Raw genomic sequence first — 15,359 nt, forward strand, 5'->3', positions numbered from 1 at the left:
GAGATACGTGTCTTTCGGGCCGTTATTTGCGCCCGGAATGGCCGAAGCCGCCTTCGCCACGGTCGGTGGCGTCAAAGTCTGCCACCAGGTTAAATTCTGCCTGTACCACCGGTACAAAGACCATCTGGGCGATACGCTCGCCCGGTTCAATGGTGAAGCTGTCCTGACCGCGGTTCCAGACGGAGACCATCAGCTGACCCTGGTAGTCGGAGTCGATCAGGCCCACCAGGTTACCCAGCACAACGCCGTGCTTATGGCCCAGACCAGAACGCGGCAGGATCACCGCTGCCAGAGACGGGTCAGCAATGTGAATTGCCAGGCCAGTTGGAACCAGGGTAGTGGCACCCGGAGCCAGTTCTACGGCGTCATCGAGACAGGCGCGCAGGTCAAGACCGGCAGAACCGGAGGTGGCATAGGTTGGCAGCGGGAATTGCTCGCCAACACGCGGGTCCAGAATCTTAACGTCGATTTTTTTCATCATAACGGGTAACGATCTCGTCCAGTAATTGTTGGCCCAGGAGTTCCTTGCGCTCAAGCGGTAAGACTTTATCTCCATCCTGCCAGAAAAGGTGCAGTGCGTTGCTGTCGCTGTTAAATCCTTGTGTGGCCAGCGATACGTCGTTCGCGCAAATCAAATCGAGGTTTTTGCGGGTACGTTTTTGCCGGGCATATTCTTCCACATTATTCGTTTCTGCGGCAAACCCAACAACGTATGGACGATGGCTTTTTAGTGCGGCGACGCCGGCAACAATGTCCGGGTTTTTCACCATTTTTAGTGTTAATTCATCGCCTTGCTTTTTAATTTTAGCCTCGGCGATCGTCTCGGCACGATAGTCTGCGACGGCCGCACAGCCGATAAAAATCTGCTGGCTTTGCGCATGTGCCTGCACGGCGGCTTCCATCTCCAGCGCGGTAGTCACGTCAATTCGCTTCACAAACGCAGGGGTAGGCAGCGATACCGGGCCGCTCACCAGCGTGACGTTCGCGCCACGCCTTGCGGCGGCGGCGGCAATCGCGAAGCCCATTTTGCCGGAGCTGTGGTTGGTGATGTAGCGCACCGGATCCAGCGGCTCGCGCGTGGGGCCCGCGGTAATCATGATGTTGAGATGTTGCAGATCGTTGACAGGCGAAAAATGGGCAGCGGCCATATCAACAATCGTCAGCGGATCAAGCATGCGACCCGGGCCAACGTCGCCGCAGGCCTGGCTGCCGCTGTCCGGACCCCAGATAAGCAGGCCGCGTGAGGCCAGCGTCTCGAGATTGTGCTGGGTGGCCGCGTTACGGTACATCTGCTGGTTCATGGCAGGAACGACGGCAACTGGAGCTGGCGTGGCCAGACAAATGGTGGAGACCAGATCGTTTGCCATACCGGCCGCCACCCGAGCGATTAAATCAGCCGTGGCGGGGGCGAGGATAACCAGGTCTGCCCATTTACCCAGCTCAATATGGCCCATGGCGGCTTCGGCGGCCGGATCGAGCAGGCTGTCAGATACCGGGTATCCTGAAACGGCCTGCAGGCTCAGAGGAGTGATAAAGGCTTTACCGCCTTCGGTTATCGCGACCCGCACGTCAGCTCCGCGCTCGCGCAGACGACGCACCAGCTCCGGCGCTTTATAAGCAGCAATGCCGCCGCTCACGCCAAGAACGATTTTTTTACCGGCCAGGCTCATCATGATTCTTTCCTGTTGGGTTTCACCAGAGAGCGGGCATTTTATCACAATCCCCAAAGCGGAGTGATTTTGTACTTCGTCCACTTTGCGAGGCGCTACGCAAGAACGCAATGTGGCCGTCGAGCGACGGATTGGCCTGTGGCAGCATGAGGTTAAAAAGGAGAAAGAGCATGGAAGAAGAGGATGAGGAGCTGCTGCCGCGCGAAAAACTGCTGCGCTATGGCGTCACCCTGTTAAAAGACGATGAACTATTGGCGCTCTTTTTACGTACCGGAACGCCCGGAAAAACGGTATTTACGCTGGCAAAAGAGCTGATAGCACATTTCGGTTCACTGTACGGTTTATTGACCGCCGACCTGGCGCAGTTTAAGCACGTTGAGGGAATTGGCGTGGCGAAATATGCCCAGCTGAGGGGCATTGCTGAACTTGCCCGCCGTTTTTACAATGTCCGCATGGAGAAGGAAGATCCGATCCTGACGCCAGAAATGACGCGTGAATTCCTGCAGAGCCAGTTAACCGATATTGAACGCGAGATCTTTATGGTGATCTTTGTCGATAACAGAAATCGGGTGCTGAAACATAGCTGTCTCTTTGCGGGCACGTTGAGCCACGTTGAGGTGCATCCGCGTGAAATTGTGCGGGAAGCGATAAAAGTGAATGCAGCGGGCGTGATCCTCGCGCATAATCACCCCTCTGGCTGTGCAGAACCGAGCAGAGCGGACAAAGAAATCACCGAACGCATTATCAAATGCTGTCAATTCATGGACATTCGTGTGCTGGACCATCTGATAATTGGCCGCGGTGAGTACATTTCTTTCGCAGAACATGGCTGGATTTAGGCTATTTCTCGCGATCCGTCGGGATCTTTGTCTGTTCGGGACTTGAGCACACCGCCGAGTCAGCGTATACTACGCCACCTTTGAGAATCTCGGGTTTGGCATTTGGGCCTGGCAATCGAGAGTTCACTTAGAACTATGCGATGACCGGGCTGTAAAGCCTGACGAGGCGCCGATACCCCATACGAAGCTCGAGCTAATTTGATTTTTGGAGAATAGACATGTCCCGAGTCTGCCAAGTTACTGGCAAGCGTCCGGTGACCGGTAACAACCGTTCCCACGCACTGAACGCGACTAAACGCCGTTTCCTGCCGAACCTGCACTCTCACCGTTTCTGGGTTGAGAGCGAGAAGCGTTTTGTCACCCTGCGCGTATCTGCTAAAGGTATGCGTGTAATCGATAAGAAAGGCATCGATACAGTTCTGTCCGAACTGCGTGCCCGTGGCGAAAAGTACTAAGTACTTAAAGAGGAAATAAATCATGGCTAAAGGTATTCGCGAGAAAATCAAGCTGGTTTCTTCTGCTGGTACAGGTCACTTCTACACCACCACGAAGAACAAACGTACTAAGCCGGAAAAACTGGAACTGAAAAAATTCGATCCAGTTGTACGCCAGCACGTACTGTACAAAGAAGCTAAAATCAAATAATTTTAGTCTCCTTGTATCGAAAAACCCCGCAACTGCGGGGTTTTTTGCATTCTGAATCTCAACGGAGGAACCATGCCTGAATTACCTGAGGTAGAAACCAGCCGTCGCGGCATTGAGCCCCATCTGGTCGGCGCAACGATTCTTCACGCGGTGGTCCGCAATGGACGTCTGCGCTGGCCGGTGTCCGATGAGATCCATACCCTGAGCGATAAACCCGTCCTTAGCGTACAGCGTCGCGCGAAATACCTGCTGCTGGAGCTGCCCGACGGCTGGATTATTATCCACCTGGGAATGTCCGGGAGCCTGCGCATTCTTACCGAAGAACTGCCTGCGGAAAAGCATGACCATGTCGATCTGGTGATGAGCAACGGCAAAGTGCTCCGTTACACCGACCCACGGCGCTTTGGCGCGTGGCTGTGGACGAAGGAGCTGGAAGGGCATAACGTGCTGGCGCATCTGGGCCCGGAGCCGCTCTCAGACGCGTTTAACGCGGAATACCTCAAGGCGAAGTGTGCGAAGAAGAAAAGCCCGATTAAGCCCTGGCTGATGGATAACAAGCTGGTGGTCGGCGTGGGGAATATCTACGCCAGCGAATCGCTGTTTGCGGCCGGGATCCATCCCGATCGGCTGGCCTCTTCGCTGTCTGCGCAGGAGTGCGAGCTGCTGGTCCGGGTGATTAAAGCCGTATTACTTCGCTCGATTGAGCAGGGCGGGACAACGTTGAAGGACTTCCTGCAAAGTGACGGCAAGCCGGGCTATTTTGCCCAGGAGCTGCAGGTGTATGGCCGTAAAGGCGAACCGTGCAGAGTCTGCGGCACGCCAGTGATTGCCACGAAGCACGCCCAGCGCGCCACGTTCTACTGCCGTCAGTGCCAGAAATAAGGTTACTTTAGCTTTTCCATCAATGCCTGGTGGACGTTAGTCGGCAGGAAATGTGTGACGTCGCCGTGATGACGCGCCACCTCTTTTACCAGAGTAGAAGAGATAAACGACCACTCTTTGGAGGGCATCAGGAAAACGCTCTCCAGCTCCGGCATCAGGTGGCGGTTCATGTGCGCCAGCTGCATCTCATACTCGAAGTCTGCCACCGCGCGTAAACCACGGATAAGAATGTTTGCCTGCTGAGCGCGGGCGAAGTTAGCCATCAGGTCGCTAAACCCGACCACCTCAACATTCGGCAGGTGCGAAATGGCATCGGTGGCGAGCTGTACGCGCTCGTTGAGGTCAAACATCGGCTTTTTGCTGGGGCTGGCGGCAATGGCCAGGATCACCTTGTCGAACATGCACGCCGCACGGGTGATGATATCAAGATGACCGTTGGTGATAGGATCGAAGGTACCCGGATAAATCGCTTTTGTGCTCATGGCTCACGTTTTCTCTGAGTAGCCGCGGCAGAGCGCCCACAGCTCGGTGTATTTGTTGAAAGTATACTGGGCATTCACTACCGCGAGTAACCAGCCCTGCTTGCCGTCCAGCACGCCACCACGCAGCAGCAGCGTTTTCAGAAACGCGCCCAGCGTGTGGGTGAAGATTCCCGTCAGCGAGGCCTTCTTGCCGCGCTGGTGACGCTCCTGCGCCCATGCGGTGGCATAGTTGAGCTGTTTACGCTGGAAGCTCGCGAAATCACGGCAGGTCAGGTGCAGCAAATCGCCCTTCAGGGGGATGACCTGAGCGCTATCGCAGCTCAGGGATTCATGCACCAGATTGTCGTTGTACTGATACCGCTCGCGCTCGTAGAGGCGCATCACGCGGTCAGGATACCAGCCGCTGTGGCGCATAAAACGGCCAAGGAAGTAGTTGCGGCGGGCAATGCTGTACACGGCGCCAGGCTGGGGCGAGGAAAGTACAGCCTGAATGGCCTGCTGAAGCTCCGGCGTGATGCGTTCGTCGGTGTCGAGCATCAGGACATAATCACCTGTGGCATACCCCTGTGCGCGCTGGCGCTGGATGCCGTAGCCTTGCCAGTCAGCGTCGACAAAGACGTTTGCGCCCGCTGCCCGGGCAAGATCCACCGTGTTATCCGTACTTCCGGAGTCAAGAATGACTATCTCGTCAGCCCAGGCAACCGACGCCAGGCAATCCGGAAGCAGGTCGGCGGCGTTTTTGGCGATCATGACGACCGACAGACGCGTTGACATCAGTGGCTCCGCTGGGGCAGATAAGGTTGCAGAAGCTGCAGCAGTCGGGTCAGTGCGCCCTGGTTCTGGTGCAGCACTTCGACGGCATGACGCCCGTACCACAGGCGATAATCTTCGTCAGTCAGAAGGGTCGATACCTCTTTAACCACCGAATCCGCATCGGTCACGGTAATTAAACCATCGGCCTGCTGTAATTTCGCGCAGATATCTTTGAAGTTAAACGTGTGCGGCCCCATCAGTACCGGAATGGCGTGGGCTGCCGGCTCCAGCGGGTTATGACCGCCGCGCTCCACCAGGCTGCCACCGACAAACGCGAGGTCAGCGATTCCGTACAGCAACATCAGCTCGCCCATCGTGTCGCCAATCACCACCTGGGTGCTGCCGGAAGGGATTTCACCGCTGCTGCGCAGCGTGAAGCTGAAGCCGCCTTTCTGAACCATTTCACGGGCATCTTTAAAACGCTCCGGATGGCGAGGCACGAGGATCAGCAGTAAATCAGGGAATTTTTCCAGCAGTTTGCGGTGAGCCTGCAGGATGATCTCTTCTTCGCCATCATGGGTACTGGTCGCAATCCAGACCTGACGACGCGGGGCCCACTGGCGACGCAGCGTGATCGCACGGGCGGCGAGTTCAGGGGTAACGGAAATATCGAACTTCAGGCTGCCCGTTACCGCAAGCTGGTTGCGTTTCAGGCCCAGAGAGATAAAGCGCGCCGCGTCCTCTTCGTTCTGCGCGGCAATCAGCGTGATTTTGCCCAGCAGGCGGCGCATAAATTTACCCAGCTTGCCGTAACCTTTCGCCGAGCGCTCTGACAGGCGCGCGTTGGCAATGACCAGCGGGATTTTACGGGCATGCAGAGCGGAAATCATGTTCGGCCACAGTTCGGTTTCCATCACGATCACCAGCTTCGGGCGAACGGTGTTGAGGAAACGATTCATGGCGCAGGGCAGATCGTAAGGCAGATAGACGTGCTGCACGTCTTTGCCGAAAGCGGATAACGCGCGCTCCGAGCCGGTTGGCGTCATCGTCGTGACGGTGATTGGCAGCGAAGGGTAGCGGTGACGCAGGGCGCGAACCAGCGGGATCGCCGCCAGCGTTTCACCGACAGAAACGGAATGCAGCAAAATACCGTCCGGTACGACTTTATTGCGGCAGAAGCCATAGCGTTCAGCCCAGCGTTTACGATACGCAGGCGCTTTCCGGCTACGAAGCAACAGTCTCAGCCACACCAGTGGCTGAATGATGTAGAGCAGAGCGGTATACAACAATTCCAAGCGATTATCCGTTTTTTTAGTTTCGGCGGGCAAATTCTAAGCATTTAGGCCAGGTAAAGCTATCTCTTATGCCAGATACCGTTTCAAACGGAAATAACGTCGACCCAGCCGCCAGCGCAGACGCGGATTTTTTGCACTTTTCCAGATGAGTTTCCAGATGCCTGTTTCGAAGAACTCTTTAATAATCATTGATTTCTTCTTCTCATCCTTCATGTTGTCGAAGGTGTGAATAATGCCCAACCCCTCTTTGGCAATTTGCCAGTGGCAGGCAGGGATCCCTTTCACTTTATCCGGGTAGCGCTGATTGATGGCGTCGAGCATCTGCAGGATTTTCATGTAGTGACGCGCGGAGCGAATTAGCGTGTCGTCATTGTCCGGCATATGAGACACCGATGCAGAGTGAATGTAGTAGTCGTAATAACGTTCACTGGTGTACTGAACCCGCTCTGCCGCAAGCAGCACTTCGGTGGTCCACGGAATATCCTGATGGCGCAGGCCGGGTTCGAAATGGAAACTGTGTTTACGGATAAAGTCGTGGCGATAGATGTTCAGCCAGGTGACGTGAAGGAATTTACGTGAATCCAGCGCCATTTTTAACCACGCAGGGCCAGCCATGACCCCTGTGGAAGCCAGTTTGTCTTCAGGGAAGATCGGGCGTGAGGGTTTCTTGTTGTTCTCCCAGACGTAGTTCCCGTTACAGGTGGCGACATCCAGATCCTGCGTGACGGCCATATCCAGCAGGCGCTGGTACATGCCGGGTTTAAAGACATCATCAATATCCGGGAAAGAGAGATATTGACCCGTCGCAACGGCCAGACCGGTGTTACGCGCGATGGATACGCCCTGGTTTTGCTGTTCTATAACCTGCATCTGCGGTAGTTTTTCTCGCCATTTTTCGACGATCTCCATCGAGCGGTCAGTAGAGCCGTCATTGACAATGATGACTTCCATGCTGTCGATGCGTTGATTGACAAGGCAGGTAAAGAACTGATCCAGGAAAGCTTCACCGTTATAAACGGCAACCACCACGCTTAACAATGGGGCAGAATTTTGCATAAGAAACCTGATTATTTTTGATTGTCGACCAGAGCAATATATTGCTGGCAAATGGCACTGATACCGAACGACGCGATGGTTGCATCGCCAACGACCGGCGGGGCGGTATAAATATCCGCCAGCGTTTTTGCCAGTGACGCGTCATTTAACTCTGCCAGCCCGCGCGCTAAGGCTCCGGTGAGGATTTCAGCAGGGCCTCCGGGGCAATTTGTACTGACCGGTGGCGTCTGGCAGATAATGGCTTCGACCAGCACATTACCAAAACCTTCGCAGTCAGAACTTAACACTAAAAGGCGTGCCCCTTTAATCCAGGGATAGGGATTGGAGTCGAACGGGCGGAAAACCGTTTTGTTTTCAATACCCAGCTCGGCTGCAAGCTGCTTGAGTTTGCGAATTTGAGCGTCAGAGCCATTGCCCATCATGACCAGCGTGGTGTCAATTTTGCTCAGGGCGAACGCACGTAAGAGTCGGTCGTGGCGTTTGTGCTCATGGAAGCGGCCAACATGAATAATGTAATCCTTTCCCTGCATTTCGAAAGGCGCATCCGCCAGACGCTGAATTTCAGGAATATCAAAAGGATTATGGATAACCGCTTTGCGTCGAAGATTGAGCGCCAGCGTCTCGGAAAGATCTTTCAACACGGCGCCTGAGACGGCGACAACGTTGCGGTTTTCGTAGGTATGACGAATTTTAAGATGTTTAAACCAGCGCGAAAGTCCGCTGCGATGGCGAAGATAGGAAAACGAGAACATGCCGTGCACGCAGAACCAGACTTTGTCACGTTCCAGCGCGCGGCAGTGCGCCACAATGCGGTCTGTCTTGTGCAGGTGAGAGAACACCACATCAAATTTGCCGCTGCGCTCAGCTCGCTCAATCGCCTGATCAAGCAGTTGGGCGCGGCGTGGGATCTCCGTCAGCTTTCGCCACGGTTTTTTACATGTGTCCTGAACAACCTGATAATCGATGCCTTCCGGGATGGCGTAGTCGCACACTTTCCGCAGAGAGAATAGAGAGACCTGATGCCCCATTTCTATTAACCCGCGGGAGAGTGTAAGAACCGTTTTTTCGGCTCCTCCACCGGGTAAACCATCAATAATCATTAGGATGCGCATTTTTAATCCAGTAATTTTTGATAAAGCGTAATAAGCTGACTTGATAGTTTTTCGGGAGTGGCGTCTTTTACACGTTCACGTGCCGCTCGTCCCATATTGTTATTTTTTTCCAGTGAAGGGATAGCGGCTACCGCTTCCTTCAATGTACTGATATCAAGTGCGTCACAATAAAATCCGTTCTGGCCTTGTTGAATAAATTCTGCACCACCGCAACTCTCTGAAGTAATGACGGGCAAGCCGCAGGCCATCGCTTCAAGAATGACGTTAGGAAAGGGATCATACAGCGTTGGCAACAGTAAACCATCGGATAGCTGATAAAAAGGCAGAGTTTCTTTTTGCATCCCCAGGAAACGGATTTGCCCCTCGCAGCCTAACGAACGGGCGAGGTCGCGGTAACGACGTTCTGCTTTATCTTGCCCAACCACAATCAGCCAGGCAGATGTTCCAGCAATAGCGCGTATGGCGCTGGCTAATCCTTTTCGTTCAAACCCTGAGCCTACAAAACAGAACACAACGGCATCGGCTGGCAAACCAAATTGTTGGCGCAAAATCGCACGCTGTGCCTCCTGGGCCGGAACGAAGCGGCTGGAATCAATAGAATTATAAATCACATGAATTTTCTTTGCGTCAATATTAAAGTCTTCAACGATTTCGCGTTTGATCATCTCCGCATTACAGATTACGGCTTTTAACTCAGGCGCCTGATACATTTCCCGTTCCGCACGCATCACATAGCGGTGATAGCGGTCATACATCAGCATTTGCGCGCGCCAGGCAGGTAAAATGCGCGCGCGCTGCAGCAGCCAGCGACGATGCACCCCATCACCCGCGCGATAAATATCACACCCCGGGATGCGCTCATGGCTTTGAACAATATCAAACTGCTGTTGCTGCCACAGCGCGCGCGCGGCCTGTGCAAATCCGCGTTCTCGACTGATACGGCCCCATTTCTGAGGGTTGCAAATGTGGATATGCCANCGCGGCCTGTGCAAATCCGCGTTCTCGACTGATACGGCCCCATTTCTGAGGGTTGCAAATGTGGATATGCCAGTCGTCTTGCTTCTCTCCCTGCCACTCGCGCGTGATGACGTTTAGCTCAAGGTTCTGATTGCTCAGCGCGGTGAGAGCGCGCGAAACGAAGCGTTCCGCCCCGCCATCAGGGCGATATTTTTGGCGAACAATGGCCAGACGATGGTGTTTCATGACAGATATCTCCTTGCGGCGGAGACGACAGCATCAACGGGAATGGCGTCGAGATAGCGTTCTTTCGTTTTGGTATCAATGGCATCCGGATCGGGTAGCGGGCCGTAATCGCCGGCCCAGATCACTTCCCCTTTAACCTGCCACGGTGACCAGAACGTCAGTTTTGATGGACCAAACAATGCCACGCAGGGCGTTTGAAGCGCGGCGGCCATATGCATAGGAACGGAGTCAACGCCAATAAAAAGACGCGCATGATCGATGAGTGAGGCCAGCTGGCGCAACGTTAGCTGGCCCGCCAGAGAGACGACCCCCGTCTTCGGCGAGGCGGCGAGAATGCGATCGATCATCGCCAGCTCTTTTTTATCCGGCCCCGCGGTGAGCACAACCGTATGGCCCTCCTGCTGCAGTGCAGAAATGGTTTGCGCCATTTTGTCTTCGCTCCAGCATTTAAAGAACCAGCGGGACGTCGGCTGGATCACGATGTAGCTGTCGCCAACACCCGTCTGCGTCAGTCTTTGACGGGCATGATCCCAGTCTTCTGCGGTGTAGGCCATGGTGACGGCAGGCTGCGGCGCGACAGGTAATGGCCCCAGAATGGAGAGATTCTGCTCGACCGTATGCAGGGATTTGTGGCCGTCGACAGAGACCAGATCGGTGTGACAAAAACGCCAAAAGGCACTATTGCGTTTGTTAAACGCAAATCCGAGGCGAACGGGTGCGCCGGTAAAACGAGTGACGATCGCGCTACGCCATTGATCGGCCAGGTTAATGACCAGATGATAATGCTGATTTCTTAACGCACACAGTAGCTGCCACTCTTTTTGAAGATGCTTCAGCGTGCCCAGCTGCTTCCATTTACGATCGATTCCATAAATTGTACCGATCGCCGGATGCGCGGCGAGCATATCGCGCGTTTCTTCATACAGCAGGACATCAATTTGCGCCTGCGGCCATTTTTGACGTAATGAATCAACGACGGGAGTGGTCAGCAACATGTCGCCATGATGGCGGAGTTTGATAAGTAAAATGCGCAAATCAGGTGTGTCAGGTAAGTTATTCATCATCATCTTATCGGCGTTGTACTGATGGCAATTCTAATAGACCTGATAGCGACTTGCACTCTTTCTCCATAATCTCAGTAATTTCCCAGGAAGGGTTTACTCACGCTTTGGAGAGTGCGTAACATAGCGCTAACTTTCCTGTCTTGCGGACTCATTATGAACAAACCAGCGTTTATCATCACAATTGATACTGAGGGCGATAATCTCTGGCAAAATCACCGCGTCATTAAAACGGAAAACGCGCGCTATCTGGCGCGGTTCCAGGCGCTTTGTGAGCGTTTCGGCTTTAAGCCCGTGTGGCTGACCAATTACGAGATGGCGATCGAGCCCGTTTTCATCGAATTCGCCAGGGACGCGATCGCCCGCGGTCAGGGCGAGGTGGGAATGCACCTTCACGCATGGAATAGCCCGCCGGAACACGATCTCACGGGAGATGACTGGCGCTGGCAGCCTTATCTGATTGAGTTTTCGGATGAGGTGATGCGCGAGAAAGTGCTGTTTATGACCCGACTGCTAGAAGAGACCTTCCAGACCAAAATGTTAAGCCACCGTGCCGGACGTTGGGCATTTGACAGTCGCTACGCAAAATTGCTCGTTGAACTGGGTTACCAGGTTGATTGCTCCGTGACGCCACGCGTGAACTGGCGCAATGCGAAAGGCGCCCCGCAGGGTAATGGCGGAACGGATTATCAGCATTTCCCTGACCACGCCTATTTCATGGATTTAGACAATATTTCCCGGGCAGGCGATAGTCCATTACTCGAAGTGCCGATGAGCATTCAGTATAAACACCCGGCGTGGTTGAACACCATCAAACAGGGTTACGACAGGCTTCGCGGTAAATACCGCTCCCCCTCTGTGAACTGGCTAAGACCGTCCGGTGGGAATGCGGCGCAAATGATTCAGGTTGCACAGCAATGCCTGTCTCAGGGAAGTGAGTACGTGGAGTTTATGCTTCATTCGTCGGAATTTATGCCGGGCGGAAGCCCCACGTTTAAAGATGAGGCGGCGATTGAAGGGTTGTATCAGGATTTAGAAACGCTCTTTAGCTGGTTGTCTGATAAGACAGTAGGAATGACGCTGGCGGAGTTTTATCAATACAAGAAAAAATAATGCCCGCGACGCGGGCATTATCATTAGCGTTGCCTGGTTTGCGAAAAAGGTGTACTCAGCGCAAACACGGTGACAAAGAAGATTAAGGCTTCTGAACTCAACAGTATGACATCCGTCAGGCCATAGAGTAATAAAAGAAGCATGGTCGTCAGCAGCAGGCCATTCCTGTTTTTAAGTGCGTAAACGATAATCGATATATAGAAAAAGAATAATATCACCAGCCCGGGGATCCCTTGCAGAGAATATTTTTCAATAAACTCATTATGTAGATGCACCCTGATATAATCGAGTGCGGATGCAAGATGTGGATGTCCATTTTTCACATATTGCTGTGTCCATACTTCACGGTCTTCAACTGACTGCCCTAAAGGATGGGCAAGGCCATTTTGAATACCAACACTCCACATAGAAAAACGTGCGCCGAGTGAAGTTGCATCATTGCCTTTTTGATAACTTTCAACTTCAGTTTGTGTTTGTTGTAACTTGGGTAAAATTAATGGCTTGTAGCTAACGATAACAATACCCGCCACAATACATAAGAAAATCAGCGTTGATTTAAGGTGTATTCTTTTGAAGTGATAAAGCGTGAGTACAATCGCCAGGATCAAATATAATCCCATTGCGGCACGCGTGCCCGTTAGAAGAATAACAAAATAAGATATTAAGATGATGAGTCCTGCGGCTACATACAGTTTTATATTTTTCTGTAGATAAAGGCTGTATACAAACGCCAGCGACAGTACAGAGTAAACATAGGCCGACACGGTCGCACGGTTTATGGCCATCTCAATACGTCCCATACCCTGTGATGCCTGCCATAAGCCATAACCAGTGGCAAGTATAACCCCTGCACCAGAGGCGTATAAAAAATATTTCTGGAAGGAAGCTTTATCAATATAAGACTTAAACCGGTCAAGGTAAAAAATGAGAATACTTGCGAGAATCAACTTTTTACTTGCACCGAGATAATCGCTATAAGCGTTCAGACCTTCGCTATGATATTCATACACCAGATACCAGCCAAGATTGAGCAACCCAATTAGTAGAATCGGTAAGGCGATAGAAAAAGGACGCACTGTGATTTTTTTATATTCGCACGCTAAGCCGATAATGCTGGCATAAATCGCAATATAGAAAAACTCTCGCTGCTTACCAGAACTCAGCAGCGCCAGCGCGAGCGAAATAAGGCTCATAATCAGCGTAAGCTGATAAAGTCGCAGTTTTACTTTTTCCATAATGCCTCAATAACCCTTTTTTTGTAGCTGAAACGTACATCTCTTGAGAAGAAGAAAGAGAGAGAATAAAGTGCATTGACCCGCTGTTTGACCAGTTTGAGTTGCAGGTCAGTCAGATGCTGCCGGTGGTTACGGTAGATATCAAACCAGTGACAATTAACAAGATGCTGAAAAGAACGAGGGAATGTTTTTTCCATCTGTAATGTGCATTCAACCAGCGTAGCGATTTTAGTGGCGTCGAGACGGCTCGACAAACTGTCGCTACGTTTGATGTAATAATAGTGTCCCTGACGCTGATAAACGATTTTACTCGATTGCACCAGCATGCCGGGAAATACGGCGAAATCTTCATAGCAAACCATCGAAGGAATCGGGTTATCTACGTACAATTTCCGATGAATGAATTGCCCGATGAGGTGTGCCTGAAAATCTTTGTGCTGCAGGAATCGCTTTATTGCCTCATGCTGTGACAAAGCAACAGGAGAGAACCCCTGCCACTCGGCTGTAATTTTTTTTGTGTCGCGAATTTCCAGCAGGCGCGTCAGAAGCATATCAGGGCGCTCTGTTTTGAGAAACGCCACGGCGTCCCTGATGCTGCCTGGTTTCAATCGGTCATCGCTATCCAGCATGGTAATGTATTCGCCTGAGGCCAGCGAGAGGGCACTGCTTCGAACATGACCGACGTTACGGTACTCAACGTATCGGGATTGCGCATTCGGAAGTGTTGGTAGCCACGCCTCAATAATATCCTGTGTAGAGTCATTGGAACTGTCGTTAAAGATAATGATCTCCACATCTTCGCCCGCACCCTCAATCGCGTTTTGCAGGCTTTCTAGCGTTGTGTGAAGCGTCTCTTTGGCGTTATGCGCGGCAATAATGATGCTTAGAAAGGCCATAAAAATTAGTTTCCCTGAGCATCAAAGGAGTATGCGGTTGCGTTAATTGTTGGTAGCTCACAGATGAAATGTTTAAGTTCACGCAGCGATTCGTCTGTTACAGCGAAGAGTTCTTCCCGGCCCTGTGAGAAGTAATATCGTGTTTCAAAAACATATGAGCAAATATTGTCATCATTACCAATTAGCAATACGTTGCCCAGCGGACGCTGTTCATAGTGGCAACAAGGCCCAAACAGTAAGATTACCGGCACGCCGACAGCATCGGCAATGTAGACATTCCCCGAGTCAGACGCGATATAGCAATCCATTTTAGAAATGGCCCACGGCAGCTCTTCAAGCGAGATTTTGCCAATCAGATTAATAAAGTTGGGCAGTTCACCATAAGCGCGGGTGATATCATCCATCCACGATTGTTCATTCGGCGCGCCAAAGACATAAAACTCGCAGGGCAGGTCGACGAGACGATCGGCAATTTGCTTCCAGATGACCGGCGGAACGGTTTTCGCTTTATTCCCGGCGGCTACGCTGATGCCAATGCGGATCACGCCGGGTTTGTCGAGGATTGCCGGATAGGTCGCGGGTTTGAAAAGGGGTTTTGTGGCGTGCTTTGGCGAGTCTTGCCAGGATAAGGCGCGATCGGCCAGCCTGAGATAGTTCGTGACCGAAAGCGTCTTCTTACCGTGTTCAACAGTACCGTCTGCCGTTGCATAGAAAATGCCGTGATACCATCTGCGCGTGTAAGTGCTTAAAAACTGTTTGTTTTTAGCGTTACATACGGAGGCGAAAAAGAGGTTCACGCTGTTGGGTTGCAGGAGATAGACATTGTCATAGCGGTTCATGATCCGGCAGGCAAAGACCAGCTTTCGCCACAGGTTACGCTTATGCTGCTCGATAAAAAAAATCTTGTCGATCGTCTCATCATGCTTCGCCAGCGCACCTACGCTACGGCTGATGAGCACGTCGCTTTTTTGCAGGTACGCCAGAAGGGGCGTTGCATTAACAAAATCGCCGATTTTTGCTGTCTGAATGACCAGGTTTTTACCCGTCTCTTTGCGGAACAGCTTCCGGATAAGCTTCACCGGAAAGAGTAAAATCAGCAGAAATACGTAACTCATGC

Annotated in this window: 16 protein-coding genes and 1 pseudogene; 5 read left to right on the plus strand and 12 right to left on the minus strand. The window is 52.3% G+C overall.

The annotated features are described in order from the left end of the window. Positions 1 to 22: 22 nt before the first annotated feature. Together dut and coaBC are read right to left on the minus strand one after the other, a co-directional pair. Complete coding sequence (gene dut / locus SPG90_RS18295) at positions 23 to 481, minus strand: dUTP diphosphatase (RefSeq protein WP_008502691.1); 459 nt, start codon at positions 479 to 481, stop codon at positions 23 to 25. Continuing rightward, positions 459 to 1,670 (minus strand): bifunctional phosphopantothenoylcysteine decarboxylase/phosphopantothenate--cysteine ligase CoaBC, encoded by a 1,212-nt coding sequence (gene coaBC, locus SPG90_RS18300; protein WP_087823747.1) that lies wholly within the window; start codon positions 1,668 to 1,670, stop codon positions 459 to 461. The genes dut and coaBC overlap by 23 nt, the downstream gene beginning before the upstream one ends. A 170-nt stretch (positions 1,671 to 1,840) precedes the next feature. On the opposite strand from coaBC, the gene radC reads away from it, so the two are divergent. From radC to mutM, 4 genes are all read left to right on the plus strand, one after another. Further along, positions 1,841 to 2,509, plus strand: a complete 669-nt coding sequence (radC, locus tag SPG90_RS18305; RefSeq protein ID WP_023309889.1) for a RadC family protein — start codon at positions 1,841 to 1,843, stop codon at positions 2,507 to 2,509. A 218-nt stretch (positions 2,510 to 2,727) separates the two neighbouring features. Continuing rightward, on the plus strand, positions 2,728 to 2,964 hold the full coding sequence (gene rpmB, locus SPG90_RS18310) for a 50S ribosomal protein L28 (protein WP_002436699.1): 237 nt from the start codon (positions 2,728 to 2,730) through the stop codon (positions 2,962 to 2,964). A 22-nt stretch (positions 2,965 to 2,986) separates the two neighbouring features. Continuing rightward, a complete protein-coding gene (gene rpmG, locus SPG90_RS18315) occupies positions 2,987 to 3,154 on the plus strand; it encodes a 50S ribosomal protein L33 (protein ID WP_003024094.1) in 168 nt (55 codons plus the stop codon). Between the two features lie 72 nt (positions 3,155 to 3,226). Further along, positions 3,227 to 4,036: a bifunctional DNA-formamidopyrimidine glycosylase/DNA-(apurinic or apyrimidinic site) lyase gene (mutM, locus tag SPG90_RS18320; protein ID WP_047743204.1), complete on the plus strand. Its 810-nt coding sequence runs from the start codon at positions 3,227 to 3,229 to the stop codon at positions 4,034 to 4,036. A gap of 2 nt (positions 4,037 to 4,038) precedes the next feature. Here the strand turns inward: mutM and coaD are convergent, their stop codons facing one another. The 7 genes and pseudogenes from coaD to rfaQ form a co-directional block, all read right to left on the minus strand. Continuing rightward, the gene (gene coaD / locus SPG90_RS18325) at positions 4,039 to 4,518 is read right to left on the minus strand and encodes a pantetheine-phosphate adenylyltransferase (protein ID WP_023334018.1); all 480 of its coding nucleotides are present in this window, start codon (positions 4,516 to 4,518) and stop codon (positions 4,039 to 4,041) included. 3 nt (positions 4,519 to 4,521) lie between these two features. Then, positions 4,522 to 5,292, minus strand: coding sequence for a glycosyltransferase family 2 protein (locus SPG90_RS18330; protein ID WP_045400335.1), 771 nt, complete (start codon positions 5,290 to 5,292; stop codon positions 4,522 to 4,524). Next, on the minus strand, positions 5,292 to 6,566 hold the full coding sequence (gene waaA, locus SPG90_RS18335; protein ID WP_023309893.1) for a lipid IV(A) 3-deoxy-D-manno-octulosonic acid transferase: 1,275 nt from the start codon (positions 6,564 to 6,566) through the stop codon (positions 5,292 to 5,294). Before waaA ends, SPG90_RS18330 begins: the two co-directional genes overlap by 1 nt. A 66-nt stretch (positions 6,567 to 6,632) precedes the next feature. Then, positions 6,633 to 7,622 carry a glycosyltransferase gene (locus SPG90_RS18340; RefSeq protein WP_045400329.1) on the minus strand — a complete coding sequence of 330 codons (990 nt, stop codon included), beginning with the start codon at positions 7,620 to 7,622 and terminating at the stop codon, positions 6,633 to 6,635. Between the two features lie 11 nt (positions 7,623 to 7,633). After that, positions 7,634 to 8,734 carry a glycosyltransferase gene (locus SPG90_RS18345; protein WP_045400325.1) on the minus strand — a complete coding sequence of 367 codons (1,101 nt, stop codon included), beginning with the start codon at positions 8,732 to 8,734 and terminating at the stop codon, positions 7,634 to 7,636. A 2-nt stretch (positions 8,735 to 8,736) separates the two neighbouring features. Next, positions 8,737 to 9,937: pseudogene (locus SPG90_RS18350) on the minus strand (glycosyltransferase family 4 protein). After that, positions 9,934 to 11,004 carry a putative lipopolysaccharide heptosyltransferase III gene (gene rfaQ, locus SPG90_RS18355; RefSeq protein ID WP_072254618.1) on the minus strand — a complete coding sequence of 357 codons (1,071 nt, stop codon included), beginning with the start codon at positions 11,002 to 11,004 and terminating at the stop codon, positions 9,934 to 9,936. Before rfaQ ends, SPG90_RS18350 begins: the two are co-directional and overlap by 4 nt. A 150-nt stretch (positions 11,005 to 11,154) precedes the next feature. Here rfaQ and SPG90_RS18360 point away from each other — a divergent pair, with 150 nt between their 5' ends. Beyond that, positions 11,155 to 12,111 carry a polysaccharide deacetylase family protein gene (locus SPG90_RS18360; RefSeq protein WP_047173744.1) on the plus strand — a complete coding sequence of 319 codons (957 nt, stop codon included), beginning with the start codon at positions 11,155 to 11,157 and terminating at the stop codon, positions 12,109 to 12,111. A gap of 23 nt (positions 12,112 to 12,134) precedes the next feature. Here SPG90_RS18360 and SPG90_RS18365 read toward each other — a convergent pair whose 3' ends face one another. The 3 genes from SPG90_RS18365 to SPG90_RS18375 are packed head-to-tail and all read right to left on the minus strand — an operon-like array spanning position 12,135 to position 15,357. Next, positions 12,135 to 13,346, minus strand: a complete 1,212-nt coding sequence (locus tag SPG90_RS18365) for an O-antigen ligase family protein (RefSeq protein WP_047173745.1) — start codon at positions 13,344 to 13,346, stop codon at positions 12,135 to 12,137. Next, entirely contained in the window at positions 13,334 to 14,242 is a 909-nt protein-coding gene (locus SPG90_RS18370) for a glycosyltransferase family 2 protein (RefSeq protein WP_047173746.1), read from the minus strand. Before SPG90_RS18370 ends, SPG90_RS18365 begins: the two co-directional genes overlap by 13 nt. 5 nt (positions 14,243 to 14,247) lie before the next feature. Continuing rightward, positions 14,248 to 15,357, minus strand: a complete 1,110-nt coding sequence (locus SPG90_RS18375) for a glycosyltransferase family 9 protein (RefSeq protein ID WP_045354740.1) — start codon at positions 15,355 to 15,357, stop codon at positions 14,248 to 14,250. Positions 15,358 to 15,359 lie beyond the last annotated feature (2 nt).

Source organism: Enterobacter sp. D2 (assembly GCF_034427575.1).
Classification (GTDB): domain Bacteria; phylum Pseudomonadota; class Gammaproteobacteria; order Enterobacterales; family Enterobacteriaceae; genus Enterobacter; species Enterobacter cloacae_M.